The sequence below is a fragment of the Candidatus Symbiopectobacterium sp. NZEC135 genome, from assembly GCF_025962695.1.
This window is the reverse complement of record NZ_JAGFPF010000004.1, coordinates 99,183-125,253: the sequence shown is the minus strand read 5'-3', so window position 1 is coordinate 125,253 and position 26,071 is coordinate 99,183. Positions and strand designations below refer to the sequence as shown.

At 53.6% G+C, this 26,071-nt stretch carries 25 protein-coding genes; 3 read left to right on the top strand and 22 right to left on the bottom strand.

All coding sequences use genetic code 11. The annotated features are described in order from the left end of the window. Window positions 1–51 precede the first annotated feature (51 nt). Window positions 52–261 carry a twin-arginine translocase subunit TatE gene (gene tatE / locus J5224_RS04245; RefSeq protein WP_222160988.1) on the top strand — a complete coding sequence of 70 codons (210 nt, stop codon included), beginning with the start codon at window positions 52–54 and terminating at the stop codon, window positions 259–261. A 99-nt stretch (window positions 262–360) separates the two neighbouring features. Here the strand turns inward: tatE and lipA are convergent, their stop codons facing one another. From lipA to leuS, 13 genes are all read right to left on the bottom strand, one after another. Further along, window positions 361–1,326 carry a lipoyl synthase gene (gene lipA / locus J5224_RS04240; RefSeq protein WP_264624166.1) on the bottom strand — a complete coding sequence of 322 codons (966 nt, stop codon included), beginning with the start codon at window positions 1,324–1,326 and terminating at the stop codon, window positions 361–363. A 214-nt stretch (window positions 1,327–1,540) separates the two neighbouring features. Beyond that, window positions 1,541–2,230 (bottom strand): lipoyl(octanoyl) transferase LipB, encoded by a 690-nt coding sequence (lipB, locus tag J5224_RS04235; protein ID WP_264624165.1) that lies wholly within the window; start codon window positions 2,228–2,230, stop codon window positions 1,541–1,543. 113 nt (window positions 2,231–2,343) lie between these two features. Further along, window positions 2,344–2,607: a DUF493 family protein YbeD gene (ybeD, locus tag J5224_RS04230; RefSeq protein ID WP_252319101.1), complete on the bottom strand. Its 264-nt coding sequence runs from the start codon at window positions 2,605–2,607 to the stop codon at window positions 2,344–2,346. Between the two features lie 135 nt (window positions 2,608–2,742). Further along, window positions 2,743–3,954 (bottom strand): D-alanyl-D-alanine carboxypeptidase DacA, encoded by a 1,212-nt coding sequence (dacA, locus tag J5224_RS04225; protein ID WP_264624164.1) that lies wholly within the window; start codon window positions 3,952–3,954, stop codon window positions 2,743–2,745. A 163-nt stretch (window positions 3,955–4,117) separates the two neighbouring features. After that, on the bottom strand, window positions 4,118–5,224 hold the full coding sequence (rlpA, locus tag J5224_RS04220) for an endolytic peptidoglycan transglycosylase RlpA (RefSeq protein WP_264624163.1): 1,107 nt from the start codon (window positions 5,222–5,224) through the stop codon (window positions 4,118–4,120). 14 nt (window positions 5,225–5,238) lie between these two features. Next, on the bottom strand, window positions 5,239–6,351 hold the full coding sequence (gene mrdB / locus J5224_RS04215; RefSeq protein ID WP_264624162.1) for a peptidoglycan glycosyltransferase MrdB: 1,113 nt from the start codon (window positions 6,349–6,351) through the stop codon (window positions 5,239–5,241). Window positions 6,352–6,359: 8 nt separating this feature from the next. Further along, on the bottom strand, window positions 6,360–8,264 hold the full coding sequence (mrdA, locus tag J5224_RS04210; protein ID WP_264624161.1) for a peptidoglycan DD-transpeptidase MrdA: 1,905 nt from the start codon (window positions 8,262–8,264) through the stop codon (window positions 6,360–6,362). Between the two features lie 34 nt (window positions 8,265–8,298). Beyond that, the gene (gene rlmH, locus J5224_RS04205; protein ID WP_264624160.1) at window positions 8,299–8,769 is read right to left on the bottom strand and encodes a 23S rRNA (pseudouridine(1915)-N(3))-methyltransferase RlmH; all 471 of its coding nucleotides are present in this window, start codon (window positions 8,767–8,769) and stop codon (window positions 8,299–8,301) included. Between the two features lies 1 nt (window position 8,770). Next, the gene (rsfS, locus tag J5224_RS04200; protein ID WP_264624159.1) at window positions 8,771–9,088 is read right to left on the bottom strand and encodes a ribosome silencing factor; all 318 of its coding nucleotides are present in this window, start codon (window positions 9,086–9,088) and stop codon (window positions 8,771–8,773) included. A 210-nt stretch (window positions 9,089–9,298) separates the two neighbouring features. Continuing rightward, entirely contained in the window at window positions 9,299–9,955 is a 657-nt protein-coding gene (gene nadD / locus J5224_RS04195; protein ID WP_264624158.1) for a nicotinate-nucleotide adenylyltransferase, read from the bottom strand. Then, on the bottom strand, window positions 9,948–10,985 hold the full coding sequence (holA, locus tag J5224_RS04190) for a DNA polymerase III subunit delta (RefSeq protein ID WP_264624157.1): 1,038 nt from the start codon (window positions 10,983–10,985) through the stop codon (window positions 9,948–9,950). The genes nadD and holA overlap by 8 nt, the downstream gene beginning before the upstream one ends. Then, complete coding sequence (lptE, locus tag J5224_RS04185; RefSeq protein ID WP_264624156.1) at window positions 10,982–11,539, bottom strand: LPS assembly lipoprotein LptE; 558 nt, start codon at window positions 11,537–11,539, stop codon at window positions 10,982–10,984. The genes holA and lptE overlap by 4 nt, the downstream gene beginning before the upstream one ends. A 14-nt stretch (window positions 11,540–11,553) precedes the next feature. Further along, window positions 11,554–14,136 carry a leucine--tRNA ligase gene (gene leuS, locus J5224_RS04180; protein ID WP_264624155.1) on the bottom strand — a complete coding sequence of 861 codons (2,583 nt, stop codon included), beginning with the start codon at window positions 14,134–14,136 and terminating at the stop codon, window positions 11,554–11,556. A 409-nt stretch (window positions 14,137–14,545) separates the two neighbouring features. On the opposite strand from leuS, the gene J5224_RS04175 reads away from it, so the two are divergent. After that, on the top strand, window positions 14,546–15,031 hold the full coding sequence (locus tag J5224_RS04175; protein WP_264624154.1) for a zinc ribbon-containing protein: 486 nt from the start codon (window positions 14,546–14,548) through the stop codon (window positions 15,029–15,031). Window positions 15,032–15,102: 71 nt separating this feature from the next. On the opposite strand, the gene J5224_RS04170 is transcribed toward J5224_RS04175, so the two are convergent. The 9 genes from J5224_RS04170 to miaB all read right to left on the bottom strand — a co-directional run bounded on the left by J5224_RS04170 (window position 15,103) and on the right by miaB (window position 24,632). Further along, entirely contained in the window at window positions 15,103–15,828 is a 726-nt protein-coding gene (locus J5224_RS04170) for an amino acid ABC transporter ATP-binding protein (protein WP_264624153.1), read from the bottom strand. After that, a complete protein-coding gene (gene gltK / locus J5224_RS04165; RefSeq protein ID WP_264624152.1) occupies window positions 15,825–16,502 on the bottom strand; it encodes a glutamate/aspartate ABC transporter permease GltK in 678 nt (225 codons plus the stop codon). The genes J5224_RS04170 and gltK overlap by 4 nt, the downstream gene beginning before the upstream one ends. Continuing rightward, on the bottom strand, window positions 16,502–17,242 hold the full coding sequence (locus J5224_RS04160; protein ID WP_264624151.1) for an amino acid ABC transporter permease: 741 nt from the start codon (window positions 17,240–17,242) through the stop codon (window positions 16,502–16,504). The genes gltK and J5224_RS04160 overlap by 1 nt, the downstream gene beginning before the upstream one ends. A gap of 215 nt (window positions 17,243–17,457) precedes the next feature. Then, on the bottom strand, window positions 17,458–18,357 hold the full coding sequence (locus J5224_RS04155; RefSeq protein ID WP_264624150.1) for an amino acid ABC transporter substrate-binding protein: 900 nt from the start codon (window positions 18,355–18,357) through the stop codon (window positions 17,458–17,460). 438 nt (window positions 18,358–18,795) lie between these two features. Then, the gene (gene lnt / locus J5224_RS04150; RefSeq protein ID WP_264624149.1) at window positions 18,796–20,325 is read right to left on the bottom strand and encodes an apolipoprotein N-acyltransferase; all 1,530 of its coding nucleotides are present in this window, start codon (window positions 20,323–20,325) and stop codon (window positions 18,796–18,798) included. 7 nt (window positions 20,326–20,332) lie between these two features. Further along, window positions 20,333–21,211 (bottom strand): CNNM family magnesium/cobalt transport protein CorC, encoded by an 879-nt coding sequence (gene corC / locus J5224_RS04145; RefSeq protein WP_264624148.1) that lies wholly within the window; start codon window positions 21,209–21,211, stop codon window positions 20,333–20,335. A gap of 282 nt (window positions 21,212–21,493) precedes the next feature. Further along, window positions 21,494–21,961: an rRNA maturation RNase YbeY gene (gene ybeY, locus J5224_RS04140; protein ID WP_264624147.1), complete on the bottom strand. Its 468-nt coding sequence runs from the start codon at window positions 21,959–21,961 to the stop codon at window positions 21,494–21,496. Beyond that, window positions 21,958–23,040, bottom strand: a complete 1,083-nt coding sequence (locus J5224_RS04135) for a PhoH family protein (protein ID WP_264624146.1) — start codon at window positions 23,038–23,040, stop codon at window positions 21,958–21,960. The genes ybeY and J5224_RS04135 overlap by 4 nt, the downstream gene beginning before the upstream one ends. A gap of 167 nt (window positions 23,041–23,207) precedes the next feature. Next, a complete protein-coding gene (miaB, locus tag J5224_RS04130) occupies window positions 23,208–24,632 on the bottom strand; it encodes a tRNA (N6-isopentenyl adenosine(37)-C2)-methylthiotransferase MiaB (protein WP_264624145.1) in 1,425 nt (474 codons plus the stop codon). 209 nt (window positions 24,633–24,841) lie between these two features. On the opposite strand from miaB, the gene ubiF reads away from it, so the two are divergent. Next, on the top strand, window positions 24,842–26,023 hold the full coding sequence (gene ubiF, locus J5224_RS04125; RefSeq protein ID WP_264624144.1) for a 3-demethoxyubiquinol 3-hydroxylase: 1,182 nt from the start codon (window positions 24,842–24,844) through the stop codon (window positions 26,021–26,023). Window positions 26,024–26,071: the final 48 nt, after the last annotated feature.

The following is a 26,071-nucleotide window of genomic DNA, read 5'->3' as shown; positions in this document are numbered from 1 at the left end:
TATCGTTTTTATTCGCTGGTATTCCAGTATTCGTAATCAGGTAGGTGTGTGATGGAAGGTATTAGCATTGCCAAACTGTTGGTGATTGGCGCACTGATTGTTTTACTGTTTGGCACCAATAAACTGCGCTCGCTGGGCGGCGACTTGGGGGCCGCAATCAAAGGCTTCAAGAAAGCGATGAATGACGATCAGTCAGTGAAACCGACCACCGCAGGGGATGATGCAGCGCCTGCCGGTGAAATTCGTCATAACAAGGACTAATCGCCTGAATCAAAAAGGGCAGCCCACTGGGCGCCCTTTTGCTGAGGTATACGAGTAATAGGGTCAATGTGTAACTAAATATTGTTACACCCGACGTGCTTACTTAACCTCAATCCCTTTCGCTTGCAGATCGGCGTGATACGACGAACGCACGAACGGGCCGCAGGCGGCGTGGGTAAAGCCCATCGCCATCGCCTCGGCTTTCATCTCATCAAACTCTTCTGGGCTGACATAGCGTTTCACCGGCAGGTGATGACGGCTCGGCTGCAAATATTGCCCTAACGTCAACATGGTGACACCGTGGCGACGCAGGTCACGCATGACTTCAACGATCTCGGCGTTGGTTTCCCCCAGCCCAACCATCAGGCCGGATTTGGTCTGGATTTCAGGATGCATGGCTTTGAAGTTTTCAAGCAGCTTCAATGACCACTCGTAGTTAGCTCCAGGGCGTACCTGACGGTACAGACGCGGCACGTTTTCCAGATTGTGGTTGAACACATCCGGCGGCATCACATTCAGGATATCCAACGCCTTATCCATACGGCCACGGAAATCGGGCACCAGCGTCTCAATGCGAATATGCGGGTTTTTACGGCGAATAGCGGCGATGCAGTCAGCAAAGTGCTGTGCGCCACCGTCACGCAGGTCATCACGGTCTACGGAGGTGATAACCACGTAGCGCAATCCCATGTCATGAATGGTCTGCGCCAGTTTCTCTGGCTCATTGGCATCGGGTGTGACCGGGCGACCATGTGCCACGTCGCAGAACGGACAGCGGCGGGTACAAATGGCACCCAGAATCATGAACGTTGCCGTACCGTGATTGAAACACTCAGCCAGATTCGGGCAAGAGGCTTCTTCACAGACAGAATGCAGGCCATTTTTGCGCATGGCTGCCTTGATGCCCTGAATACGGCTGGAATCGGCAGGTAACTTGATTTTCATCCATTCAGGTTTACGCAGTAGCTCCTGCCGCTCAGTGACGACGGTGCGTACCGGGATGAGTGCCATTTTGTCTGCATCGCGGTATTTAACGCCGCGTTCCATCTGAATCGGTTTACTCATGATAGCCAGGTTCCAGTTCTGAATCACAGGTTGAATCATGATTTAAGCTCTATGATTCAATGGATTATGTTTTTAATTAAACTTTTTTTTAAAAACTATAAAAAATTATACCATCTTTGCCGTCTGACATTCAGCCTTTACGTCGCACAAATGCATAAATAATGTAAACGGAATGTGATTTGGTACCGATAAGCATAACCCCAACGGCATGATTTCACGCTGATATACTGTGCGGTGCGGGCGCGCCCTGCGTCGCCCAATCCCACACCAGCGGCGTGTGTTGCGCGTAGCCAAGCTGTTGCATGAAGGTGGTTACCAGTAGCGGAGCGACATCTGCCACGTCCACGCCGGGTTTGTGCTGACTGACCTGCGTCATCACCATGCCTGCATAACCGCACGGGTTAATGCGCAGGAACGGTGTCAGATCCATGTTGATGTTGAGTGCCAACCCATGGAAAGAACAGCCCTTGCGAATGCGTAGCCCCAGTGAACAGATTTTAGATTCCTGCACATACACACCCGGCGCATCAGCGCGGGCATGAGCAGTGATACCACACTGCGCCAGCGTGCCGACCACGGTATTTTCAATCGCGGTGACCAATTCCCGCACGCCCACTTTTCGGCGTTTTAAATCCACCAGCACATACATCACTTGCTGGCCCGGCCCGTGATAGGTTACCTGACCGCCGCGATCGCTCTGGATGACCGGAATATCGCCGGTAGTCAGCAGATGCTCTGCCTTGCCTGCCTGACCTTGGGTAAAAACGGGAGGGTGCTGCACCAACCAAAGCTCATCTGCGCTCTGTGTGTCACGCAAATCGGTAAACTGATGCATTGCCAATGAGACTGGCTCATAGGGTTGTACGCCAAGCTGGCGTACGATGATCTTATCCTGTAGCAACATCGTGATCTTCAGGTTAAGGAAAACAATGGAGCCGATTATAGTCGCGGGAAGCGCCAGCGAACAGCACTGAAACACATTTTCCCGCGATTATACAGTCGGGCAGGGTCATGCCCTTACAGCACGACGCGCACGATATCGATAGCGCCCAGCTCTTCATAGAGCGTCTCGACTTGTTCAATGTGCGTGGCGGTAATGGTGATGGAAACCGAATGGTAGTTGCCTTTGCTGCTTGGTTTAACCTGCGGGCTATAGTCGCCCGGCGCATGGCGTTGCACCACTTCGACAACGCGGTCTACCAATTCTGGCTGCGCGTGTCCCATCACCCGGTAGGTGAATGAGCAGGGAAATTCGAGCAGTTCGTTGAGTTTGGTTTTCATGTGTTCTCCAGATGGATCGGTGCCCATGCTGATCGTCGCGATTAAATAGCGTTTGGTTCAACATAAAGTATAACTCCCGCCGCAGCGGGAGTAATTATCTCTGAATATGGGGCCAAAAATGGCTAACCCAAGGGCTTAGCCCAACCAGCGATGGAACATCAGGCGAATGTAGTCAAACAGGCGGCCAAAAATGCCCCCTTCTTTCACTTCATTCATCACGACCAGCGGGCGCTGCTCAATGGTTTTGCCATCAAGTTGGAAGTTGATGGTACCAACCACTTGATTCTTGCTCAGCGGGGCGTGCAGTTCGGTGTTATTGAGCACGTAGCTGGCTTTCAGATCTTTCATCCGGCCGCGCGGAATGGTGAGATAGGCATCTTTTTCCACGCTCAGGGAAACCCTGTCGCTATCGCCAAACCAGACAGGTTCAGACGCAAATTCTTTGCCAGCCTTCAGCGGTGCAACGGTTTCAAAGAAACGGAAACCCCAGGTGAGCAGCTTTTTGCTCTCGGTTTCACGGCCTTTGAAAGTGCGTCCGCCCATCACGACCGAGATCAAACGCATTTGACCTTCGGTCGCCGAAGCAACCAGATTGTAACCTGCCGCATTGGTGTGACCGGTTTTTATGCCGTCGACGGCCAGGCTGCTGTCCCACAACAGGCCATTACGGTTGGTCTGTTTGATGTTGTTAAACGTGAACTCTCTTTCTTTATAAATGGCGTACTCGTCCGGCACATCGCGAATCAACGCCTGGCCAATCAATGCCATATCGCGCGCAGAGCTGTGTTGCCCCGGCGCGTCCAGACCGTGCACGGTCTGGAAATTGGTATTCTGCAAGCCCAATGCTTTCACATAGTTGTTCATCAGGCTAACGAAGGCATCTTGGCTACCGGCCACATAATCTGCCATCGCAACGCAAGCATCATTACCCGATTGCAGAATAATGCCGCGACTGAGTTGTGAAACCGGTACACGATCGCCCGGTTTCAGGAACATCAGCGATGAACCCTGGAAGGTCGGGTTGCCGGTTGCCCAGGCGTCTTTACCGACGGTCACGATGTCATTCTGGGTGATCTTACCGGATTTCAGCGCCTGACCGATAACATAACTGGTCATCATTTTGGTCAGGCTTGCGGGATCGCGGCGCGCATCGGCATTCATTTCTGCCAACACTTTGCCAGAGTTGTAATCAATCAGGATGTACGACTCGGCGTCGATTTGTGGTACGCCGGGGATCATCGTCTTGAGATTGACGTCTTCCGCATGGGCCGTTGTGGCAAGGCTGACGGCAAGCAGCGTGCCCAGCGCTGTACCTAGGGTGAAACGAGACGTGATAACAATATTCATGATTGGAACTACAACATCCGTGGAGTGAAGTGAAAAACGAGCCGTACTATAGCAGATGCGTTATAGCGCGGCACCAGACATTCCGTTACGTGATTTTGCTAAAGCAGAATGGCGTAACATCCCCCCTGTCCGCTCGTTATCAGGCGGACAGGGGGCGAGAGGATTATTGCGCGTCTGCCGCTGTGACAAAGGCGTGCTGCTGCGCTTCCGTTGCCAAACGCTGCTGAAGGTCAGTGGCCTGCTGGCGGTTTTGAAACGGGCCGAGCTGAACGCGATACAATCCGTTGCTCGGCGTCACTTTTCCCGTTACGTGGAAGCGTTCGCTCAGGCTTTTCAGCCAGGTTTGCGCACGCTGTGGGTCGCTCAGTGCCCCGACCTGCACCAGATAGCGTCCGTTACTGTTGCCAATCGGTGTCGCTGTGGGAGCCACTGACATCGGGCGCGCGGCTGTGGTTGCCGGTGCGCTGGTCACGGGCGTCGCGGCATGGGTATCTTCCAATACGCCAGAACGCAGGGCGGTAGGGGCACCAAGAAACCCGCTTTGGCGCGTGCTGGTGCTGCTGGCGGGCATGTCGCTGTTATTTTGCACGCCGATGGCGCTGTTGCTGACGGGTCTGCTGGCGATGGCTGTCGGCACACTGGTTTCCATCATGGGCGTACCCAGTCCGCTGGCCCCGAGGTTCGGGCGATCGGGCAAGGCGAAACTCTGCTTGGCGACGGTCGTCCCAATGGTGCCCGGCCCGGAGAGCGTGCCATCCGGCGCGACCACGATCGCTTCAACCTTCACTTTGGTGTTATTGGAGATATTGAGGCGATCGCCTGCCGCCTTGGACAGATCGATGATTCTGCCCGGCGTATACGGGCCGCGATCGTTCACGCGAACCACCAGACGGCGGCCGTTGCTCAGGTTGGTCACGCGGACATAGCTGGGCAATGGCAGTGTGGGGTGTGCGGCAGTAATGGCGTTGGGATCGAAGATTTCGCCGATAGAGGTACGATTCCCGTTGGCTTCAGCACCGTACCAGGTTGCCAGACCGACTTCGGAGAAGTTCTGCGCATTCTGGACAACCTTGTAGGTTTTGCCCTTGACGGTGTAATCCTGCAACGTGCCCGGATTATAGGGCTCATAGCGCGGCTCGGCTCCGCCAATCTCTTCTACCGGGCCGTTATACGCCGGGGCTTGTGTGACCGGTGCTCGCGGGGTTTCCGTGGTGGTACAGGCTGCGAGCATCACGGTGGCGATGCTGACCCAAAGCCAGTCCTTACGCATGTGTTTACCTCACTTTATAAGTTTTTCGAGAGCATCTTACGGTGCGTGTGGATTGACATCACGATGCCAAATCCGGCCATCAACACCACCAACGCCGAGCCGCCGTAACTGATAAGCGGGAGTGGCACCCCAACCACGGGCAATATGCCACTCACCATACCGATGTTAACAAAAACATAGACGAACAGAATGAGAATCAGGCCGCCGACCATCACCCGACCAAACGAGGTTTGGGCATTGGCGGCAATCACCAGACCGCGCATGATAACAAACAGGTACATGGCGATAAGAATCAGCACCCCAATCAACCCCAGTTCCTCTGCCAATACGGCAAAAATAAAGTCGGTGTGGCGTTCTGGCAGAAATTCGAGCTGTGACTGGGTGCCTTGCAACCAACCTTTACCTGACAAGCCCCCGGAGCCGATAGCAATCTTGGATTGAATAATATGGTAGCCCGCCCCCAGCGGATCGCTTTCTGGATCGAGCAGCATCATCACGCGGGCGCGTTGGTAATCGTGCATCAGGAAGAACCAGAGCACCGGAATAAACGCGGCCAGTAACACCAGCGCCACGGTGATCAGTCGCCAGCTCATGCCCGCGAGAAAAAGCACAAACAGGCCGGATGCGGCGATCAGAATCGATGTCCCCAGGTCGGGTTGCGCCGCCACCAGCAGGGTCGGTAAAAAGATTAATATCAGGGCGATTCCGGTGTTTTTCAGCGACGGTGGGCACATGTCACGGTTGATAAAACGCGCCACCATCAACGGCACGGCAATTTTGGCAATTTCTGACGGCTGAAAACGGACAAAGCCAAGATCCAGCCAGCGCTGTGCCCCCTTACTGATCTGGCCGAACACATCCACCATGATCAACAGAATGACGCACACGATATAGAGATAGGGGGCCCAGCCTTCGTAGACACGTGGCGGAATTTGCGCCATGGCGATCATTACGGCAAGCCCAATGGCTACCTGTGCCGCTTTACGCTCCATCATGCCGATATCCTGGCCGCTGGCGCTCCACATCACGAATAAGCTGTACCCCAGCAGCGCCAGAATACAGAGCAGAAAGGGCAGGTCGATATGAATCTTGGTCCAAATCGACCTTTTTTGTTGGCTTTCAGTCATGGCGGCGGTTACTCGCTTTCAGAACCGGGTGCGCTGGGGGGCGCATCGGGCAATGTGGTGTTGTTATCGCCCAGCATAATGTGGTCGAGCATTTGGCGTACCAAGGCGCTGATCGCAGGACCTGCACCGCCATTCTCCAAAACGATTGAGATGGCAATTTTGGGGTTGTTATAGGGGGCAAATGCCGTCAACAGTTTGTGGTCGCGCAGGTGTTCGGCGATTTTATGCGCATTGTAGGTCTCATTTTCTTTTAGGCCAAATACCTGCGCGGTACCGGTTTTTGCCGCAATCTTATAAGGCGCATCAGCGAAAAATTTATGCGCAGTACCGTTCTGACGGTTAGCCACCCCGTACATCCCGTCTTTGGCGATTTCCCAATAGCTGGCACGTACATCGCTAAGTCGTGACACTTCTTGCTGACGATAAGGCACGATGATGCCGCTATTGCGAGCGCTATAAAGCAGGTGTGGTGTTTTCACGTTGCCATCGTTGATAAGCGTCGTCAGTGCTTTCGCCATTTGAATCGGCGTGGCAATCCAGTAGCCTTGACCAATGCCGACCGGAATGGTGTCCCCTTGATACCAGGGGCGTTTGAAGCGTTTTTGCTTCCATTCGCGCGTGGGCATATTGCCGGAGCGTTCTTCTGCCAGGTCGATGCCGGTGTATTCACCGTAGCCGAATTTGTTCATCCATTCTGCCAAGCGATCGATACCCATGTCATAAGCGACCTGATAGAAGAAGGTATCCGCAGATTCTTCCAGGGATTTGGTCACGTTCAAGCGGCCATGCCCCCACTTTTTCCAGTCGCGGAACCGTTTTTCTGAACCCGGTAATTGCCACCAGCCGGGATCGAACAGCGAGGTGGTGGGGGTAATCACATTGGCACTTAAGGCAGAGGCGGCAATATAGGGTTTCACCGTTGAAGCCGGAGGATACAGCCCCTGCGTGGCACGATTGATCAGCGGTTTGTTAGGATCATTAAGCAGTGCCCGATAGTCTTTGGCCGAGATGCCGTCAACGAACAGATTAGGATCGTAGCTCGGGGTGGAAACCAGCGCGCGTAGGCCACCATCGCGTGGGTCGATAATCACCACCGCTGCCCGGCTGCCTTCCAGCAGTTTTTCAACGTAGATTTGCAGGTTGAGATCGATGGTGAGATAGATATCCTGACCCGCTTGTGGCGGCTGCTCGTGCAGTTGACGGATGACGCGACCACGGTTATTGACTTCTACCTCTTCATAACCGGGTTTACCGTGCAGAATATCTTCGTAATAGCGCTCAATGCCCAGTTTCCCGATGTCGCGCGTGGCGGCGTAATCAGCAATTTTTTCTTCCTTACTCAGTCGCTCTACGTCTTTATCGTTGATTTTTGATACGTAGCCGAGGACATGGGTGAGGGCAGAGCCATACGGGTAATAGCGGCGTTGATAGCCTTTGACTTCCACGCCGGGAAAACGGTATTGGTTGACGGCAAACCGGGCGACATCAACATCGCTTAAGGCGGTTTTAACCGGAATGGAGGTGAAGCGGCGTGAGCGTTTACGTTCTTTCTCGAAGTTTTCCAAATCATCATCAGTGAGATTGACGATGGGTTTCAGAGCAGCCAGCGTATCTTGCAGGTTATCAACTTTATCCGGCACCAACTCAAGCTGGTAAATGGTGCGGTTGAGCGCCAGTGGGATACCGTTGCGATCGTAAATGATGCCGCGGCTGGGCGCGATGGGCACCAGCTTAATACGGTTTGCGTTTGAGCGTGTGCGGTAGTCATCAACGCGCACCACTTGTAAATGGTACAGATTGGTCACCAGCACGCCGGAAAGCAGCAAAATGCCGATGAACGCCACTAAAGCACGACGTACGAAAAGGGCGGATTCCGCCGAATAATCACGAAAGGGTTTATGTTCTGTTTTCATCCGGCAACTATTTCGTGTGTTTCATCGTACAGTCTTACTCTCTATGGTAAGGGTGATTGGTGGTGATGCTCCACGCTCGATACAGGCTTTCGGCCACCAATACACGCACCAGCGGGTGCGGCAGCGTTAACGGTGACAGCGACCAGCTTTGCTCCGCCGCCGCTTTGCAAGCGGGGGCCAGCCCTTCCGGGCCACCAATCAGTAGGCTGACATCGCGTCCATCCTGTTTCCAGCGTTCTAACTGGCTGGCAAGCTGCGGCGTTTCCCACGGCGTACCGGGAATATCCAGCGTCACAATGCGGTTACCTTTGCCTATTGCCGCCAGCATCAGTTCACCTTCGCGCTCGAGAATGCGTTTGATATCCGCATTCTTGCCCCGTTTACCGGCAGGGATCTCTGTGAGCTCGAAGGGCATGTCTTTGGGAAAGCGTCGCAGATAATCCGAAAAGCCTGTTTGCACCCAGTCTGGCATTTTGGTACCAACGGCGACCAGTTGCAGCCTCATGCTAGCTCCACAGCTTTTCCAGTTCGTACAGGTGGCGGCTCTCTTCCTGCATCACGTGCACCATCACATCACCGAGATCGACAACCACCCAATCAGCACCCTGTTCACCTTCAACACCCAGTGGGATCATTCCGGCGGCGCGCGAGGCTTGTACCACATGGTCAGCGATAGACGAGACGTGGCGGCTGGATGTTCCGGTGCAGATGATCATGCAGTCGGTAATGCTGGATTTGCCACGCACGTTCAGCGCAACGATATCCTGGCCTTTTAAATCATCTATTTTATCAATAACAAAATCTTGGAGTGCTTGGCCTTGCAAAGGTTCCTCCTGCTTGGCGGTTCATCCGGAGAAATGTGCTCCGGCGGGGTAAAAAAGGTTGCGTGTTTATGCGTGACGCACCGCTGGTGTTTCAGGGTATTAACGACCCATTTGGTGGCGTAGACAACGCGCTTTACCGTTTTTACCGGACTGAAAAACCAGCGGCGGAGTATAGCATGCCCGCTGAGAGAGTGGTATGTGGGAAGCGGGTTAACGGTATAAGTCGTGAGCATCCATAAAATGCAGCACGGCAGGGGGAACCAAATCGTCGCAGGACTCGCCCTTCTGACGGCGCTGGCGAATATCTGTGGCAGAAACAGTGACCAGTGGCGTATGCGCCAAATAGATCAATCCGTGCGGCTGTGTGTGAAGAGCGGCGGCATTTTCAGCGCTGTGCGCTTCCAGCCACGCCTGCTGTTCTGGTGTGTCCAACATGGTGCGGTAGCCTGGACGGGCGCAGACCAGAAGATGACAGACGTTGAGCAGATCGCGTCCACGGTGCCAGGTGTGTAATGTGAGCAGCGAATCCTGGCCGATGATAAAGGCCAGCGGAATGTTATCGCCCATTTCTGCGCGGATCATCTCCATGGTATCAATGGTATAAGACGGCGTGATGCGCTGCAATTCGCGGTCATCCACGCTGAATAATGGCGTCTCGGCGATGGCGAGTTCCACCATGCGTTTGCGCTGTTGCGCGGTGGCTTCAGGCTGTTCGCGGTGAGGCGGTACGTTATTGGGCATCAGCGTGATGCGCGTTACGCCTATTTCATCCGCTAATGCGGTGACTGGGCGTAAATGCCCATAATGAATCGGATCAAAGGTGCCGCCGAAGTAGGCGATCAATTCAGCAGGAGTAATGTTATTCATCGGCGTTGACCATACCCGGCGCAAGCGCTTTGCCGCACAATAACAGCGTCAGCGTTTGCATTTCTGACCAGATGGATTGGCCATAATCCTGTTTTAGCGTCAGTTCTAATCGCGTCAGCAGGTGCATGGCCTGCTGCAACTGGCGTCCATTGAGCCGTTCGAGTGCCTGAGTGAGCAGCGCGCGTCGGTTTTGCCACACCTTATGCTGATCAAACAGCGTGCGTAACGGTGTCGTTGTCATGTTGCGCTGCAAGGTGACCAACAGTGTCAGCTCGCGCTGGAGCGTGCGCAGCAGAATCACGGGTTCGCTGTCTTCTGCCTGTAGCTGTTGCAACACATGCCAGGCGCGTTTGCTTTTGCCTGCCAGCACAGCATCCAGCCAGTGAAACGGCGTGAAGTGCGCGGCATCGTTTACCGCCTGCTCAACGCGCGGCAGCGTGAGCTTGCCGTCAGGATAGAGCAGTGACAGACGTTCCAGCGCCTGCATCAACGCCAGCAAATTGCCTTCATAGCAATAACACAGCAGTTGTGTGGCGGCATCATCCAGCTGCAGTTTGCGTTGCTTGGCGCGTTGCGCCACCCAGCGCGGTAATTGCGCCTGTTCTGGCGTTAAACAGTTGATGATTACGCCGTTTTGCGACAGTGCTTTATACCAGGCGCTGTTTTCTTGCGCTTTGGTGAGTTTGCTGCCGCGTAGAATAGGCAATACGTCCTGATGCAGCAGTCCAGCCAGTTTAACCAGATTTTCTGCCATGGCGGCATTGGGGCCGTTTTCCGGCAGTTGCAGCAGCAGGCTCTGCCGTGAGGCGAACAGGCTAAGTGCCTGACATACGCTGAAAACCGCATCCCAATCAGTGCTTTGATCGAGTGTGAAACTGAAATGCTCGGTGAAACCCTGCTCACGTGCGCGATGGCGCAGCGTATCCAGGCTTTCCTGTAACAACAGCGGATCGTTACCAAACAGCAGATAGCAAGCGCGCAGCCCTTCATTGAGCTGCGCGGCAAGCTGTTCTGGATAGATACGAATCATGAACGCCCGTTGTTAGCGCTGACGGCCGCGGCACGTTGCTGACGGTTTTTCACCTCATCACTGCCGTTGATGGTCACTAGTTTACGCACTAACTGCTCGGCAGCCTGACTGCGCATCTCCTTACGTATGATGTCCTGCTCGGCGTCTTTTGCCAACGCGGCGAGTGGGTTATCAAAGAAGGTGCGGAACACTGTGACTGATAGCGGATAAATATCCTCACCCGGCAGCAGCACCTGCGCCTGAACGGTCAGTACCAGTTGGTACTCTGCGGTGGTCCCGTCCTGGAAAATAGAGACAGTGTCTCTGGTTTCCGTGGAGCCGAGAATACGTAGGGATGCGATATCCTGACGCGTGGCGTCTTCCTCGATTCTTACATCACTGGCACGCAGCTGATCGCGAATAGCCCGGGTTAACGGACCAAAAGGATCGTTACTGGTCAGCGTTAATACCTTCAATTCGCTGGGCAGTTGTGTTGTGCCACGCAGATGAAAACCGCAGCCAGCGGTGACCAGCACCGCCAACCCCAGCAACAACGTGAATAAACGATGTCGCACAGTGCCTCCTTGGCTTAACCTACAACCAGGTTAAGCAGTTTGCCCGGAACGTAAATGACTTTACGTACTGTAACGCCTTCCAGGTATTTTGCCACCAGATGTTCCTGTGCGGCACGCGCCTGAACCTGCTCCTGCGTGGCATCGGCAGCAACGGTAATTCTGCCGCGTACCTTGCCGTTCACTTGCACCACGACCAGTTTGGAGTCTTCCACCATGGCGTCTTCATCGGCAACAGGCCACGGGGCCGTGTCGATATCGCCATTGCCACCCAGCGCCTGCCACAACGTGAAGCAGGCGTGCGGTGTGAACGGGTACAGCATACGCACCACGGCCAACAGCGCTTCCTGAGTCAGTGCGCGATCCTGGTCACTTTCTTGCGGCGCTTTTGCCAGTTTGTTCATCAGTTCCATCACGGCGGCGATAGCGGTGTTGAACGTCTGACGACGACCAATATCATCGGTGACTTTCGCGATGGTTTTGTGTAGGTCGCGACGCAGTGCTTTCTGATCTTCGGTCAGCGCGGAAACATCCAGCGCACCGGTAGCGCCTTTTTCCGTGTGGTCGTAAACCTGTTTCCACACGCGTTTGAGGAAGCGGTTAGCCCCTTCAACCCCGGACTCCTGCCATTCCAGCGTCATTTCTGCCGGAGAGGCGAACATCATAAACAGACGCACGGTGTCGGCACCGTATTTCTCTACCATCACCTGCGGGTCGATACCGTTGTTCTTCGATTTCGACATTTTGCTCATCCCGGCGTACACCAGTTCGCGGCCTTCTGCATCGAAGGCTTTCAGGATGCGTCCTTTGTCATCACGCTCCACGGTGACGTCAGACGGTGATACCCAGATACGTTCGCCGCTGTTGCCGGTGTAGTAGAAGGCATCAGCCAATACCATCCCCTGACACAACAGGCGCTTGGCGGGTTCATCGGACGTAACCAGACCTGCATCACGCATCAACTTGTGGAAGAAGCGGAAATACATCAGGTGCATGATGGCGTGTTCGATACCGCCCACGTATTGATCGACGGGCAGCCAGTAGTTAGCGGCAGCCGGATCGAGCATACCCTGATCGTATTGTGGGCAGGTGTAGCGCGCGTAGTACCAGGAAGATTCCATAAAGGTATCAAAGGTATCGGTTTCACGCAGCGCGGGCTGACCGTTGACGGTGGTTTTCGCCCAGTTGGGGTCGGCCTTGATGGGGCTGGTAATGCCATCCATCGTCACGTCTTCCGGCAGAATCACCGGCAACTGATCTTCCGGTGTCGGGATAACGGTGCCATCTTCCAACGTCATCATCGGGATCGGAGCACCCCAGTAACGCTGGCGGGATACACCCCAATCGCGCAGGCGATAGTTAACTTTGCGTGCACCGACGCCGAGTGCGACCAGCTTGTCAGCAATGGCGTTAAAGCCCGCTTCGTGGTCCAGACCGCTGAATTCGCCTGAGTTGAACAGTGCGCCTTTCTCCGTCATGGCTTGCGCAGAGATATCGGGTTCGCTGCCGTCCAGGTTTAGAATAACGGGTTTGATCGTCAACTGATATTTGGTGGCAAATTCCCAGTCGCGCTGGTCGTGGCCTGGAACGGCCATCACCGCGCCAGTGCCGTAATCCATCAGCACGAAGTTGGCTGCCCATACGGGCAGTTTTTCGCCGGTCAGTGGATGCACCACGAACAGGCCTGTCGCCATACCCTTTTTCTCCATGGTCGCCATATCGGCTTCGGCAACCTTGGTGTTACGGCATTCATCGATAAACGCGGTCAACGCCGGGTTAGTCGCGGCGGCGCGCAGCGCCAGCGGGTGCGCGGCAGCAACGGCGACATAGGTGGCACCAATAAAGGTATCCGGACGCGTGGTGTAAACGGTCAGCTTGTCAGCGCTGTCTGCCACGTCAAAGGTGATTTCCACCCCTTCCGAACGGCCAATCCAGTTACGCTGCATGGTTTTGACCTGCTCCGGCCAGCTTTCAAGCGTATCCAGATCGTTGAGCAGTTGATCGGCGTAATCGGTGATTTTGATAAACCACTGCGGGATCTCTTTACGCTCCACTTTGCTGTCACAGCGCCAGCAGCAGCCATCGATAACCTGTTCGTTAGCCAGTACCGTCTGATCGTTCGGGCACCAGTTCACCGCAGACGTCTTCTTGTAGACCAGACCTTTTTCATACAGCTTGGTGAAGAACCACTGTTCCCAACGGTAGTAATCGGGTTTACAAGTAGCAACTTCACGATCCCAGTCATAGCCAAAGCCCAGCAGCTTCAACTGGTTTTTCATGTAATCGATGTTGGCATAGGTCCAGGGAGCTGGTGCAGTGTTATTTTTTACCGCAGCCCCTTCCGCTGGCAGACCGAAGGCATCCCACCCGATCGGTTGCAGGACATTTTTCCCCAACATACGTTGGTAGCGGGAAATAACGTCACCGATGGTGTAATTACGTACGTGCCCCATGTGTAGGCGGCCAGAAGGGTAGGGGAGCATGGAAAGGCAGTAGTACTTTTCCTTGCCGGGCTCTTCGGTCACTTTAAACGTTTTGTTTTCTTGCCAGTGAAGCTGGACGCGAGTTTCTATCTCTTCTGGGCGGTATTGCTCTTGCATGGCAGCCAGGGGTCCTATTTAGTAAAGAAGCGCTACACCCGTAGCGTGTTCCGATTCATCATAATGATCCGCATAGCATAGCTGATAAGCAATGCTGGCAACAACCGTCTCTGCACCCTAAGCGCCGATTTATACCCGTCATACTTCAAGTTGCAGGTGCGTTGGCTACACTCGTTCACCCGAATCACTTACCTGAGTAAGCTCATCGGGATTCTCTCCCTTGCCGCCTTCCTGCAACTCGAATTATTTAGGGTATATGGATGCAAGCCACAAAGTTGGTAAAAAGTGGGGTAAAGCGAGGTGAGGTGCAAGAATAGTGCTTAAAACCGTCTAAAATAGAGAGGGATAGCTAAGCAGACATCGTCATTTCTTCGCCAATGTTAACCAACTCGCGTATTCAGGAGGCACCATGAACAAGAAAGCCCGGCATTATCGTGCGCTGATGTCTTCCATCATGGCGCGTTTAAGCGCCGGTGAACGCGATCTGACGCAGATGCTACATCACGCCCGGGAGAGCTTACATGACAGTGAAGATCTCACCCACCGCGAGCGTGACGATATTCTTCAGTCCGTGGAGCGCGATTTGGCCGAATTTGCTCAGCGTTACACGGATAGCCAGGAAGAGGATTTATCCGATAGCGTGTTTCTGCGTGTGATCAAGGAGAGCCTATGGCAAGAGTTGGTGGATATCACGGATAAAACCCAGTTGGAATGGCAGGCGCTGTTTAAAGATGTCAGCCATCACGGCGTTTACCACAGTGGCGAAGTGGTTGGGTTGGGTAATTTGGTGTGTGAAAACTGCCATCACCACGTGGCATTCTATACGCCAGAAGTGCTGCCTCGTTGCCCGAAGTGCGAGCACGATCAGTTTCAGCGCCAGCCTTTTCAGCCCTGAGCGGGGTGGTTTACGCGAAGTACGTTCCCGCTTGCGCGGGAACGCCTGACGTTGCGATACTGAGTCGTGGCTTAGTGCAGGATCTTCGCCAAAAAGTCTTTCGCGCGCTCAGATTTGGGATTGTTGAAGAACTCATCTTTTGGTGTATCTTCCACAATCTTGCCTTCATCCATGAAAATGACGCGGTGTGCCACTTTGCGTGCAAAGCCCATTTCGTGGGTAACGACCATCATTGTCATGCCTTCTTGCGCCAGCTCAACCATGACATCCAGCACCTCGTTGATCATTTCCGGATCGAGTGCGGAAGTCGGTTCGTCAAACAGCATGGCAATCGGATCCATGCAAAGTGCGCGCGCAATGGCGACACGCTGTTGCTGACCGCCGGATAGCTGGCCGGGAAATTTGTTAGCGTGCGCAGACAAACCCACGCGATTGAGGAGCTTGGTGGCCTTTTCACGCGCGGCCCCTTTGTCACGCTTGAGCACTTTCACCTGCGCCAGCGTCAGGTTCTCAATGATGGAGAGGTGCGGAAACAGTTCAAAATGCTGAAACACCATGCCCACTTTGGAGCGCAATTGCGCCAGATTGGTTTTCTTGTCGTTAACCGAGATGCCGTTAACGTCAATCTGACCTTGCTGCACGGGTTCAAGGCCGTTAACCGTTTTGATCAATGTGGATTTCCCGGAGCCTGACGGCCCACAAACGACCACCACTTCACCTTTCTTCACTTCTGTTGAGCAATCGGAGAGCACCTGAAAGTGACCATACCATTTGGAAACATTTTTTAGCGTAATCATCGAACAGTCCTTCTTTTCAGGTAACTGACCAGCATTGATGCGCTAATGCTGATAACGAAATAAACCAATCCGGCAAACAGCACCATTTCCACTTGGGTTCCGTCGCGCTCACCAATGGTTGACGCGGTGCGGAAGAAATCCGCCAGGCTCAGTACGTACACCAGCGAGGTGTCCTGGAACAGAACGATTCCCTGCGTCAGAAGCAACGGCACCATGGCGCGAAACGCCTGCGGCAGTATCACCAGCTTCATGGATTGCCACTGCGTCATGCCGAGCGCCAACGCGGCGGATGATTGCCCGCGTGAAATGCTGAGTATGCCCGCACGGATAATTTCAGAGTAATAGGCGGCTTCAAACAGCGAAAAGGCTACCATAGCGGAGATCAGACGAATATCCGTTTTTGGTGATAGCCCAAGCACATTTTGTAATAAGCTAGGAACCACAAGGTAGAACCACAACAGCACCATCACCAAAGGGATGGAGCGGAAGATGTTAACGTAGCCCTTGGCAAACCAGCGAATCGGGGCGAAAGTCGACAGTCGCATTACTGCCAGAACGGTTCCCCACAGGATGCCAAACACCACGGCAGTCACCGTAATTTTCAGTGTGACCACTAGCCCTTGCAGCAGGTAGGGCATGCTTGGCGCAATGGAGCTCCAGTCAAATTCGTACATTATTTACTCCCCATATTGCCGGGCAAACGGGTCTTTTTCTCAACCACTTGCATAATAAGCATGATGATGGCGTTAATGGCGACATACGCCAACGTGATGGCGGTAAAGGACTCATAGGCGTGCGCAGAGTAATCCAGCAGCTTGTTCGCCTGTGCCGCCATGTCCACCAGCCCGATGGTCGAGGCGATAGCCGAGTTTTTCACCAGGTTGAGCATTTCGGACGTCAGGGGCGGTACGATAATGCGATACGCGTTGGGCAGCAGAACGTAGCGGTAGGTTTGCGGCAACGTTAGTCCCATCGCGAGCGCCGCCGCTTTCTGGCCGCGCGGCAAAGATTGGATGCCGGCGCGCACCTGCTCACAGACGCGAGCGGCGGTAAACAGGCCTAAACAAACCATGGAAGAGACGAAAAACTGAATGTTGGGATCCAGTTCCGCTTTAAACCACATGCCGATGTTTTGCGGCAGTAATTCGGGAACCACCAGATACCAGGCGAAAAATTGGACAATAAGCGGAACGTTACGGAACATTTCCACATAGCAGGTGCCGAGACCTGACAGAAAACGGTTGGGTACGGTGCGTAAGATGCCGAAAATCGAGCCGACAACGAAGGCAATGATCCAGGCGCAGACTGACAGCGCCACAGTGACCTGCAACCCAGACCAAATCCACCCAAGGTACGTGGTATTACCGAACGGGGCGGCTTGTAAAAAAATACCCCAGTTCCAATCTATAGACATAGCAAACTCCGGTAAAAAAAGGGTAGCAGAGCTACCCTGAAGATTGATGAGTGGCGATAACCCATTGGTGGGAAAGGGCAGTGCGGTTAATCAACACCTGCGATATCCACTGCTTGGGCCGGGACGCCAGACGGGGAACGACCGTCTGACGCCTGTCTGTCCAGCCACGAGTCAACAATCGAGGGCAAGCTGTCTGCCCTTGTTTTCACTTGTTGTTAGTTTAATGCTTTATCGTTAGGCGCTTTAAACAGCGCTTTCATCTCGGCTGACAAATCGAAGTTCATGTTGAGATCTTTAGGCGGAATTGGCTGCTTGAACCAGCGATCAAAGGATTTTTCCGCTTCACCGGAGGTTTGCAACGTCGCGATGGTGTCATCGACCAGTTTTTTGAACTGCGGGTCGTCCTTACGCAGCATACAGCCATAGGCTTCTTCAGATTGCGCTGTGCCGACGATCACCCAGTCGCTCTGCTGTTTGGCTTTGGCGCGTTCACCGGCCAGCAACGCATCATCCATCATAAAGGCAACGGCGCGGCCAGTTTCCATGGTGCGGAAGGCATCGCCATGGTCTTTGGCGCTGATGATACGCATGTTAAGTTTTTTCTCTTCGTTCAACTGGTTAAGCAGTTTTTCAGAGGTGGTGCCAGAGGTAACGACCACGGTTTTACCCGCCAGATCCGGGAAGTCTTTAATGCCCGAGTCTTTTTTAGTCAGCAGGCGCGTACCAACGATAAAGATGGTATTGGAGAAGGCGGCTTGTTGCTGACGTTCCAGGTTGTTGGTGGTGGAACCACACTCAAAATCAAAGGTGCCATTTTGCAGCAACGGGATACGGTTCTGGGACGTGATCGGGATCAGTTTGACCTGAAGATCGGCAACGCCAATTTTCGCTTTGACCGCATCGACAATTTTGTTCGAGTAATCCTGAGAGTAACCAACCACTTTCTGTTGGTTATCATAGTAGGAAAATGGCACGGAAGACTCACGGTGGCCAACAACGATGACGCCATTGTCTTTGATCTTTTTCAGCGTCCCCGTTAATTCTTCTGCATGAGCCAGGCTGCTTGCGGCTGTACCAATCAGAAGCAGTGACAGTGCCAGTTTACGCATTTGCATGTTGTAACTCCTTTGCTGTTGTGATGACGGCAGTCGCTATGACGCTAAGGCGGTTGCGAATTCAATCATGCCGATAGAGCGCTCTCTCGGGTGCGACAGGTTATGCACCATAAAAGAGCGAGTACTTGCCTTTATCTTTAAAAAATAGCCGATTGTGAACAAAATGAAATAAATTTGTTTGTCTTTTGAGAACTCAACTGCACTAAATCACTGCACTAAAATCGTTTAGCACTATTTTGGTGCGCTGATTGCCCCATCAGGGTGCTTTTTCGCTGGTTTTCAGAAAGCAAACAACGGAATCATCCCGTTACACTCTGTTATTCAATGAATAATAAGCAAATGATGTGCCAATTATGCAAATAGGAGAGGGCGGGTATTACACGAAGGTATGGTAAGTATTGACGGGAAACCGGCAGGTCGCGCCTGCCGGTTATTGTGTTAACGACGCAGACGCGCGATGCAGGCTACAACGACCAGCACGGCGAGAATGATCCACATTGGCCAGGCACCAAAGCGGGCGTAAGGGGTGATACCCGTGGTGGGTGTCACCTTGGTGAGCAGCACCTTGCGCGTAAACTGCGGCAGTTCGGCACTGATTTCACCCTGTGGACCGATCACGGCAGTCACGCCATTGTTGGTCGCACGCAGTAGCGGACGCCCTAACTCAAGCGCACGCATGCGAGCCATCTGAAAATGTTGCCATGGGCCGATAGAACGACCAAACCAGGCATCGTTGGAGATAGTCAGCAGCATATCGGTGTCAGGTCGGAAGTTATCGCGCACTTGCTGCCCGAGAATAATTTCATAGCAGACCGTGGCCGTCATCCGTATACCGTTTACCATAAGTTGAGGTTGTTGGTATGGACCACGACTAAACGAAGACATTGGCAGATCGAAAAACGGTGCCAACGGCCGCAACAGCGTTTCCAGCGGAACAAACTCACCAAACGGCACCAGATGATTCTTGTTGTAGCGGTTGCTGCTGGGATAACGGTACGACTCGCTGCCACCCAGCACGATAATGCTGTTGTAGAAGTCAACCTGCTCGTTGGTGCGCCGGCGTGCATCTACAACGCCGGTGACCAGACTGCTGCTGTGTGCACGCAGCAAGTCGTCGATGTGCTGCAAGTAGTCTTGCTGGCGCGTTTCTATATCAGGGATGGCCGATTCTGGCCAGATAACGATCGGCGCTTTATCCAGATAAGGAACCGTGGCGTCGCGGTAGATGTTCAGAATCTGTTGCAGCGCGTTGGGATCCCATTTTTGCGCCTGGGCAATATTGCCTTGCACCAACGCAACGTTGACCGCGCGCTCTGGTTGAGGCGTGAACCAGTGGATAAACTTCAACGGCCAAGGCAGAAGCAGCAGCGCAATGGCGCAGTAAAGCGGGATGGTTTTGCGTCGTGTGGTACCGAATACCAGCAGGCCGGCAATGATCACCAACAAGAGGTTGATACCATCAACCCCAAGCAGTGGCGCTAGGCCTTGCAGCGGCCCGTCAATCTGGCTATAGCCAAATTGCAGCCAGGGAAAGCCGGTGAGTACCCAACCGCGCAGCCACTCGGTGAACTGCCACAGGACTGGCGCGACCACGATCAGACGCACCAGCGTCGTTCGCGGCCAAATGCGCGTTAACAGCCCCGCGAAGAGCGCGGGGTAAAGTGACAGATACAGCGCCAGCAACACCACCAGAAATACGTTAATAGCTTCCGGCATGCCGCCGAACTCGGCGATACTGACATACACCCAGTTCACACCGCTGCCAAACAGGCCAAAGCCCCAGCTAAAACCAATAGCGGCGGATTGCCGCCAGGTTCTGTTCAGCGTCAGGGCTTGCAATCCGCACAGAGAAATCAGCGCGGCGGGCCAGAAATCAAACGGTGAAAACGCCAAGGTGCCCCAGGCACCGCAGAACAGCGCCAGCAGGATGCGCACCCGCTGGCGTCGTAAAACAGACATGACAGACATTGTCGAATTAAGGTTCCAGTGTTGGTTGAGGCGCCTCGTCAGGGATTCTGACATGAGTCTGAATAATACGTCGGCTGTCCGCCATGGCAACTTTGAACAGGTAACCGTTGATGTCGATGGTTTCACCACGCGCTGGCAGATGGCCGAAGGCTTGCATTACTAGCCCGCCGATGGTGTCCACTTCTTCATCGCTGAACTGGGTGCCAAACGCCTCATTGAAATCTTCAATCAGCGTTAACGCTCTTACGGTATAGGTGTGTCGGTTCAGTTGACGAATATCGCGATCTTCTTCGTCATCGTACTCATCTTCGATTTCGCCAACGATCAGCTCAAGAATATCTTCAATGGTGACCAGACCAGAAACACCGCCAAACTCATCGATGACGATAGCCATATGATAACGCAGGGAACGGAACTCGTGCAGCATACGGTCCACGCGTTTACTTTCCGGCACCACGACGGCGGGACGCAGCACCTGTTCCATGCTGAACGGCTCGGCATCGCTGCGCATAAACGGCAGCAGATCCTTGGCCATCAGGATGCCTTCAATGTGGTCCTTGTCTTCGCTGATCACCGGAAAGCGCGAATGCGCTGATTCGATGATCACATCCAAACACTCTTCCAGCGTTTGATTGTGCTTCAACGTGATCATTTGCGAACGAGGGATCATGATATCCCGTACGCGCTGCTCCCCGATATCCATTACCCCTTCGAGCATGTCGCGGGTGTCTGGGTCGATCAGATCGTTTTGTTCGGAATCACGGATAAAGGCGAGGAGGTCACTACGATCCTTGGGTTCACCATGAAAAAGCTGGTTAAGGATCAGTGAGAAGAATCCTTTCTTGGGGCTGGGGCTATCGCTGTTTTGAGAATGGTCGTCGCTCATGGCGTTTTATTTACTGTCTCTCTGGTTAGTCAATTATCATCAACCACGCAAAAGGGGCATGCGCTGTAAGACCATCAGGCGTGCGGGCGGGTTGACATAAAGGTGCACGGTGATTACCGCGCGTGGCGTTATGTTTAACCATAACGCCGTTAAGTTATGATGACGAAGAGGGCATCATAACGAAAAATGCGCCATCAAGAAAAATACCGAGGCTCACGGTAATCTACTGTATTTTTCATGATAACAGAATATATCCGTCATACTTCACGTTGCTGCCTTGGCTTACTCTTTTTCGGACAAGTAAGGGTCAGCATAACCCATTTGCTGCATGATCTCGGTTTCCAGCGCTTCCATCTCTTCTGCTTCATCGTCCTCGATGTGATCATAACCCAGCAGATGCAGACAGCCGTGTATCACCATATGTGCCCAGTGGGATTCTGCGGTTATTTGCTGTTCAATGGCTTCCTGCTCCACCACCTGGCGGCAAATGATCAGATCGCCTAATAGCGGCAATTCGACTTCAGGCGGCGCTTCAAACGGAAAAGAGAGCACGTTGGTGGGCTTATCTTTGCCGCGATAGGTGTGATTCAGTTCGTGGCTTTCCGCTTCATCAACGATACGAATAGTGACTTCCGCTTCTGGTTGAAACTGCGGCAGTACTGCCTCCAGCCAACGCTGAAAATCCTGCTCGCTGGGCAAGCCTGCTGTATTGTCGCTGGCGATTTGTAAATCGAGAATAACCTGACTCATTGTGACTCCTGCTTATCACCCGCTTCTGATACGGCGGGGGCACTGGCTGCTTGTGCTTCGCGTTTGCGCTCTTCGGCCTGCGCGGCACGGCGTTTCTGGTCGGCTTCTTCCCAGGCTTCATAGGCGTTGACGATGCGCGCAACCACCGGGTGGCGTACCACATCTTCACTGTGAAAGAAGTTAAAGCTGATCTCTTCCACATCGGCCAACACGTCAATCGCGTGGCGTAGCCCCGATTTGATATTACGTGGCAGGTCAATCTGGGTGATGTCACCCGTGATGACGGCCTTGGAGTTGAAGCCAATACGGGTCAGGAACATCTTCATCTGTTCGATGGTGGTGTTCTGGCTCTCATCGAGGATGATAAAGGCGTCGTTCAGCGTGCGACCGCGCATATAGGCCAACGGCGCTACTTCAATCACGTTGCGCTCAATGAGTTTTTCCACGCGCTCAAACCCCAGCATTTCGAATAATGCATCGTAGAGCGGGCGCAGATAAGGATCGACCTTTTGGCTCAAATCACCGGGCAGAAAGCCAAGTTTTTCTCCCGCTTCAACGGCTGGGCGCGTTAACAGAATGCGGCGGATATCCTGACGCTCGAGCGCATCCACCGCCGCCGCGACCGCCAGATAGGTTTTCCCCGTTCCCGCAGGGCCTACGCCGAAGGTGATATCATGGTCGAGGATATTGGCGATATACTGCGCCTGATTCGGTGTGCGCGGCTTGATGATGCCGCGTTTGGTACGGATGTTGATCGCCTTGCCAAAATCCGGCACGCTCTCGGCGCTTTGCTCAAGCACGCCTGATTCTTTGATGGACAGATGAATCTGCTCCGGGTCAATATCCCCTTCCACGCCACGCACGGGCGCGGTATCCACATAGAGACGTTGCAGAATATCTGCCGCCGCCTCAATGCACAGGCCTTTTCCGACCAGTTTGAATTTATTGTCTCGACGGTTGATTTCGATTCCGAGACGGCGCTCCAACTGTTTGATATTGCTATCAAAGGGGCCGCACAGATTAAGCAGGCGTTTATTATCAGCAGGTTCGAGGGCAATCTCTTTTATCGTAACGTTCAAATTATTCCTCTTGGTATATCAGCGCTCGTCATCGTGGGTGATGAGAGCAATAAGGTGCAAGATGATGATTGAATTATTTATCGGTAATAGGGAAAGGTGCAAGTGGTGATGACGCGCGGTTGGCAAGTGCACGGGCGAACGAACGTATCGCCCGTGCGGGTCATCCATCATGGCTGATAGAGGCCGACGCCGATATCGTTCTCTTTGCGGGTACGTGCAATCACGGAGGCCGGAGACTCGCTGATGCGCAGGCCCATTTGGTCTTCCGTTTTAACAACCACACCGCGCAGTGAATTCGGACGAACGTCGACAATTTCAACATCGACGAACTTACCAATCATATCCGGTGTGCCTTCGAAGTTAACCACGCGGTTATTTTCCGTACGACCTGACAGTTCCATCACGCTTTTACGCGATGTACCTTCCACCAGAATACGTTGGATGCTGCCTAACATACGGCGGCTGAACTGCATCGCCTGCTGGCTGATACGTTCTTGCAGAATATACAGGCGCTGTTTTTTCTCTTCTTCGCTGACATCATCAACCATGTCTGCAGCGGGAGTACCCGGACGCGCAGAGTAGATAAAGCTAAAGCTCATATCAAAATTGACGTCACCAATCAGTTTCATGGTTTGTTCAAAATCTTCCTGGGTTTCACCAGGGAAGCCGATAATAAAGTCGGAACTGATATGAATATCCGGTCGCGCGCTGCGCAGTTTACGAATAATCGCTTTGTATTCCAGCGCGGTATGGCGACGCTTCATCATGGTCAGAATACGATCGGAACCGCTTTGCACCGGCAGATGAAGGAAGCTCACCAATTCAGGGGTATCTTCATAGACGCTGATGATATCGTCGGTAAACTCAATCGGGTGACTGGTGATGAAGCGCAGGCGATCGATTCCGTCTATTGCCGCTACCAGACGCAGCAAATCGGCAAACGTGCAGATGCTGCCATCAAAATTTTCGCCACGATAGGCGTTGACGTTTTGACCCAACAGGTTAACTTCGCGTACCCCTTGTGCGGCCAACTGTGCAACTTCGTATAAGACGTCGTCACAGGGGCGGCTGACTTCTTCACCGCGCGTATAAGGCACCACGCAGAATGAGCAGTATTTGTTGCACCCTTCCATGATGGACACAAACGCCGTCGGCCCTTCGGCACGAGGTTCCGGCAGTCGGTCAAATTTTTCGATTTCCGGGAAACTGATATCCACCACTGGGCTACGCGTGCCTTGAACGTGGTTAATCATTTCTGGCAGGCGGTGCAGCGTTTGCGGGCCAAAAATCAGATCGACATAGCTGGCGCGTTCGCGAATATGCTCACCTTCCTGAGAAGCAACACAACCGCCCACACCAATAATCAGGTCGGGGTTGTTCTCTTTCAGTGCTCTCCAGCGGCCAAGTTGATGGAAAACTTTTTCCTGTGCCTTTTCACGGATAGAACAGGTATTCAGCAGCAGAACGTCAGCCTCTTCGGCCACCTCGGTCAGCTCATAACCGTGTGTACTTTCCAGCAGGTCAGCCATCTTGGATGAATCGTATTCATTCATCTGACAGCCCCAGGTTTTAATGTGCAGTTTCTTTGTCATCGACTTGTCATTACTCAGTGCGGGTGAAAAAGCGTATTACCAAATCATAGATGCCCGGAAATACGGACGGGGCACGCATTGTAATCTTTTGCTGCGGTTGTGACCAGAGCGCGAAATTTGTTAAGCGTTTTTTCGCAGAGTCAACGCGGTTGTCGAAAATCCAGTACACTGTGCCTATCAGTCACACAGTTTGAGTCGGTTTAGGCACGATGAACGGAATAAATCAACGGTATGATGCCATCGTGGTCGGTGGCGGGATGGTCGGTGCCGCAGTCGCGCTCGGGCTCGCGCGCAACGGTTTTCAGGTCGCGGTGTTAGAGCAGGCTGCCCCCGCTGCTTTTATGGACGACAGTGTGCCGGATATTCGGGTTTCAGCGCTAGGATATGCCTCTGTTGCACTGTTAAAGTCGTTGGGGGCATGGTCGGGCGTTGAGCAGATGCGCTGTGCGCCTTACCGCCGGTTGGAAACCTGGGAATGGGATGACGCTCGGGTTGCCTTTAGCGCCGCCGACCTGCACCTGCCCGAATTGGGATTTATGGTAGAAAACCGGGTATTGCAACTGGCGCTGTGGCAATGCCTGGCAGAGCAGCAGCGGTGTGACATTCGTTGCCCCGCGCAGATACGCAGCATGGTTCGCACGCCTGCGTGCTGGCAGATCGTGCTGGAGAGCGGAGAGTCATTGAGTGCGCCTTTGGTGCTCGGCGCGGATGGCGCGAACTCGCGTGTGCGCCAGTGGGCGGGTATCGGCATTAATGGATGGCAGTACCGACAATCGTGTATGTTGATTGCCGTTGATACCCAGCAACCTCAGCAGGATTGTACCTGGCAGCAGTTTACACCTCAGGGGCCGCGTGCATTTTTACCGCTGTTTGGATCATGGGGCGCGTTGGCGTGGTATGACAGCCCGCGCCGCATTCGTCAGCTTCAATCACTGTCGTCGCCGCAGTTGGACAGCGCGATTGCAGAGACTTTCCCCGCGCGTTTGGGGCCCGTGAAGTCGGTTGCCGCCGGGGCGTTCCCACTGGTGCGTCGTCATGCACAACGTTATGTGGCTGAAGGGGTTGCCTTGGTAGGGGATGCCGCTCATACCATTAATCCGCTTGCCGGGCAGGGCGTGAACCTCGGTTATCGCGACGCCGACGCGTTGATTGATGTTGTGACGGGCGCGCGGGATGCCGGGGAGTGCTGGCACAGTGAAGCCGTTTTGCTGCGCTATCAGCGTCGGCGTAAGGCCGATAATCTGTTAATGCAAAATGGCATGGATCTGTTTTATAACGCGTTCAGTAATCGTTTACCGCCGTTGACCTTTGCCCGAAATATGGCATTGCTGGCCGCTGAGCGTGCCGGTCATCTCAAAACGCTGGCGCTGAAATATGCCATCGGTGTGTAATGTGCTGGTGTTAGCGTGGTGATGGTTGTCGATTTTTCAGGCGCACGA

Coding starts and splice junctions, on each gene's coding strand:
- tatE (WP_222160988.1), top strand. CDS start 52: ATGGAAGGTATTAGCATTGCCAAACTGTTGGTGATTGGCGCACTGATT.
- lipA (WP_264624166.1), bottom strand. CDS start 1,326: ATGAGTAAACCGATTCAGATGGAACGCGGCGTTAAATACCGCGATGCA.
- lipB (WP_264624165.1), bottom strand. CDS start 2,230: ATGTTGCTACAGGATAAGATCATCGTACGCCAGCTTGGCGTACAACCC.
- ybeD (WP_252319101.1), bottom strand. CDS start 2,607: ATGAAAACCAAACTCAACGAACTGCTCGAATTTCCCTGCTCATTCACC.
- dacA (WP_264624164.1), bottom strand. CDS start 3,954: ATGAATATTGTTATCACGTCTCGTTTCACCCTAGGTACAGCGCTGGGC.
- rlpA (WP_264624163.1), bottom strand. CDS start 5,224: ATGCGTAAGGACTGGCTTTGGGTCAGCATCGCCACCGTGATGCTCGCA.
- mrdB (WP_264624162.1), bottom strand. CDS start 6,351: ATGACTGAAAGCCAACAAAAAAGGTCGATTTGGACCAAGATTCATATC.
- mrdA (WP_264624161.1), bottom strand. CDS start 8,264: ATGAAAACAGAACATAAACCCTTTCGTGATTATTCGGCGGAATCCGCC.
- rlmH (WP_264624160.1), bottom strand. CDS start 8,769: ATGAGGCTGCAACTGGTCGCCGTTGGTACCAAAATGCCAGACTGGGTG.
- nadD (WP_264624158.1), bottom strand. CDS start 9,955: ATGAATAACATTACTCCTGCTGAATTGATCGCCTACTTCGGCGGCACC.
- holA (WP_264624157.1), bottom strand. CDS start 10,985: ATGATTCGTATCTATCCAGAACAGCTTGCCGCGCAGCTCAATGAAGGG.
- leuS (WP_264624155.1), bottom strand. CDS start 14,136: ATGCAAGAGCAATACCGCCCAGAAGAGATAGAAACTCGCGTCCAGCTT.
- J5224_RS04175 (WP_264624154.1), top strand. CDS start 14,546: ATGAACAAGAAAGCCCGGCATTATCGTGCGCTGATGTCTTCCATCATG.
- J5224_RS04170 (WP_264624153.1), bottom strand. CDS start 15,828: ATGATTACGCTAAAAAATGTTTCCAAATGGTATGGTCACTTTCAGGTG.
- gltK (WP_264624152.1), bottom strand. CDS start 16,502: ATGTACGAATTTGACTGGAGCTCCATTGCGCCAAGCATGCCCTACCTG.
- J5224_RS04160 (WP_264624151.1), bottom strand. CDS start 17,242: ATGTCTATAGATTGGAACTGGGGTATTTTTTTACAAGCCGCCCCGTTC.
- J5224_RS04155 (WP_264624150.1), bottom strand. CDS start 18,357: ATGCAAATGCGTAAACTGGCACTGTCACTGCTTCTGATTGGTACAGCC.
- lnt (WP_264624149.1), bottom strand. CDS start 20,325: ATGTCTGTCATGTCTGTTTTACGACGCCAGCGGGTGCGCATCCTGCTG.
- corC (WP_264624148.1), bottom strand. CDS start 21,211: ATGAGCGACGACCATTCTCAAAACAGCGATAGCCCCAGCCCCAAGAAA.
- ybeY (WP_264624147.1), bottom strand. CDS start 21,961: ATGAGTCAGGTTATTCTCGATTTACAAATCGCCAGCGACAATACAGCA.
- miaB (WP_264624145.1), bottom strand. CDS start 24,632: ATGACAAAGAAACTGCACATTAAAACCTGGGGCTGTCAGATGAATGAA.
- ubiF (WP_264624144.1), top strand. CDS start 24,842: ATGAACGGAATAAATCAACGGTATGATGCCATCGTGGTCGGTGGCGGG.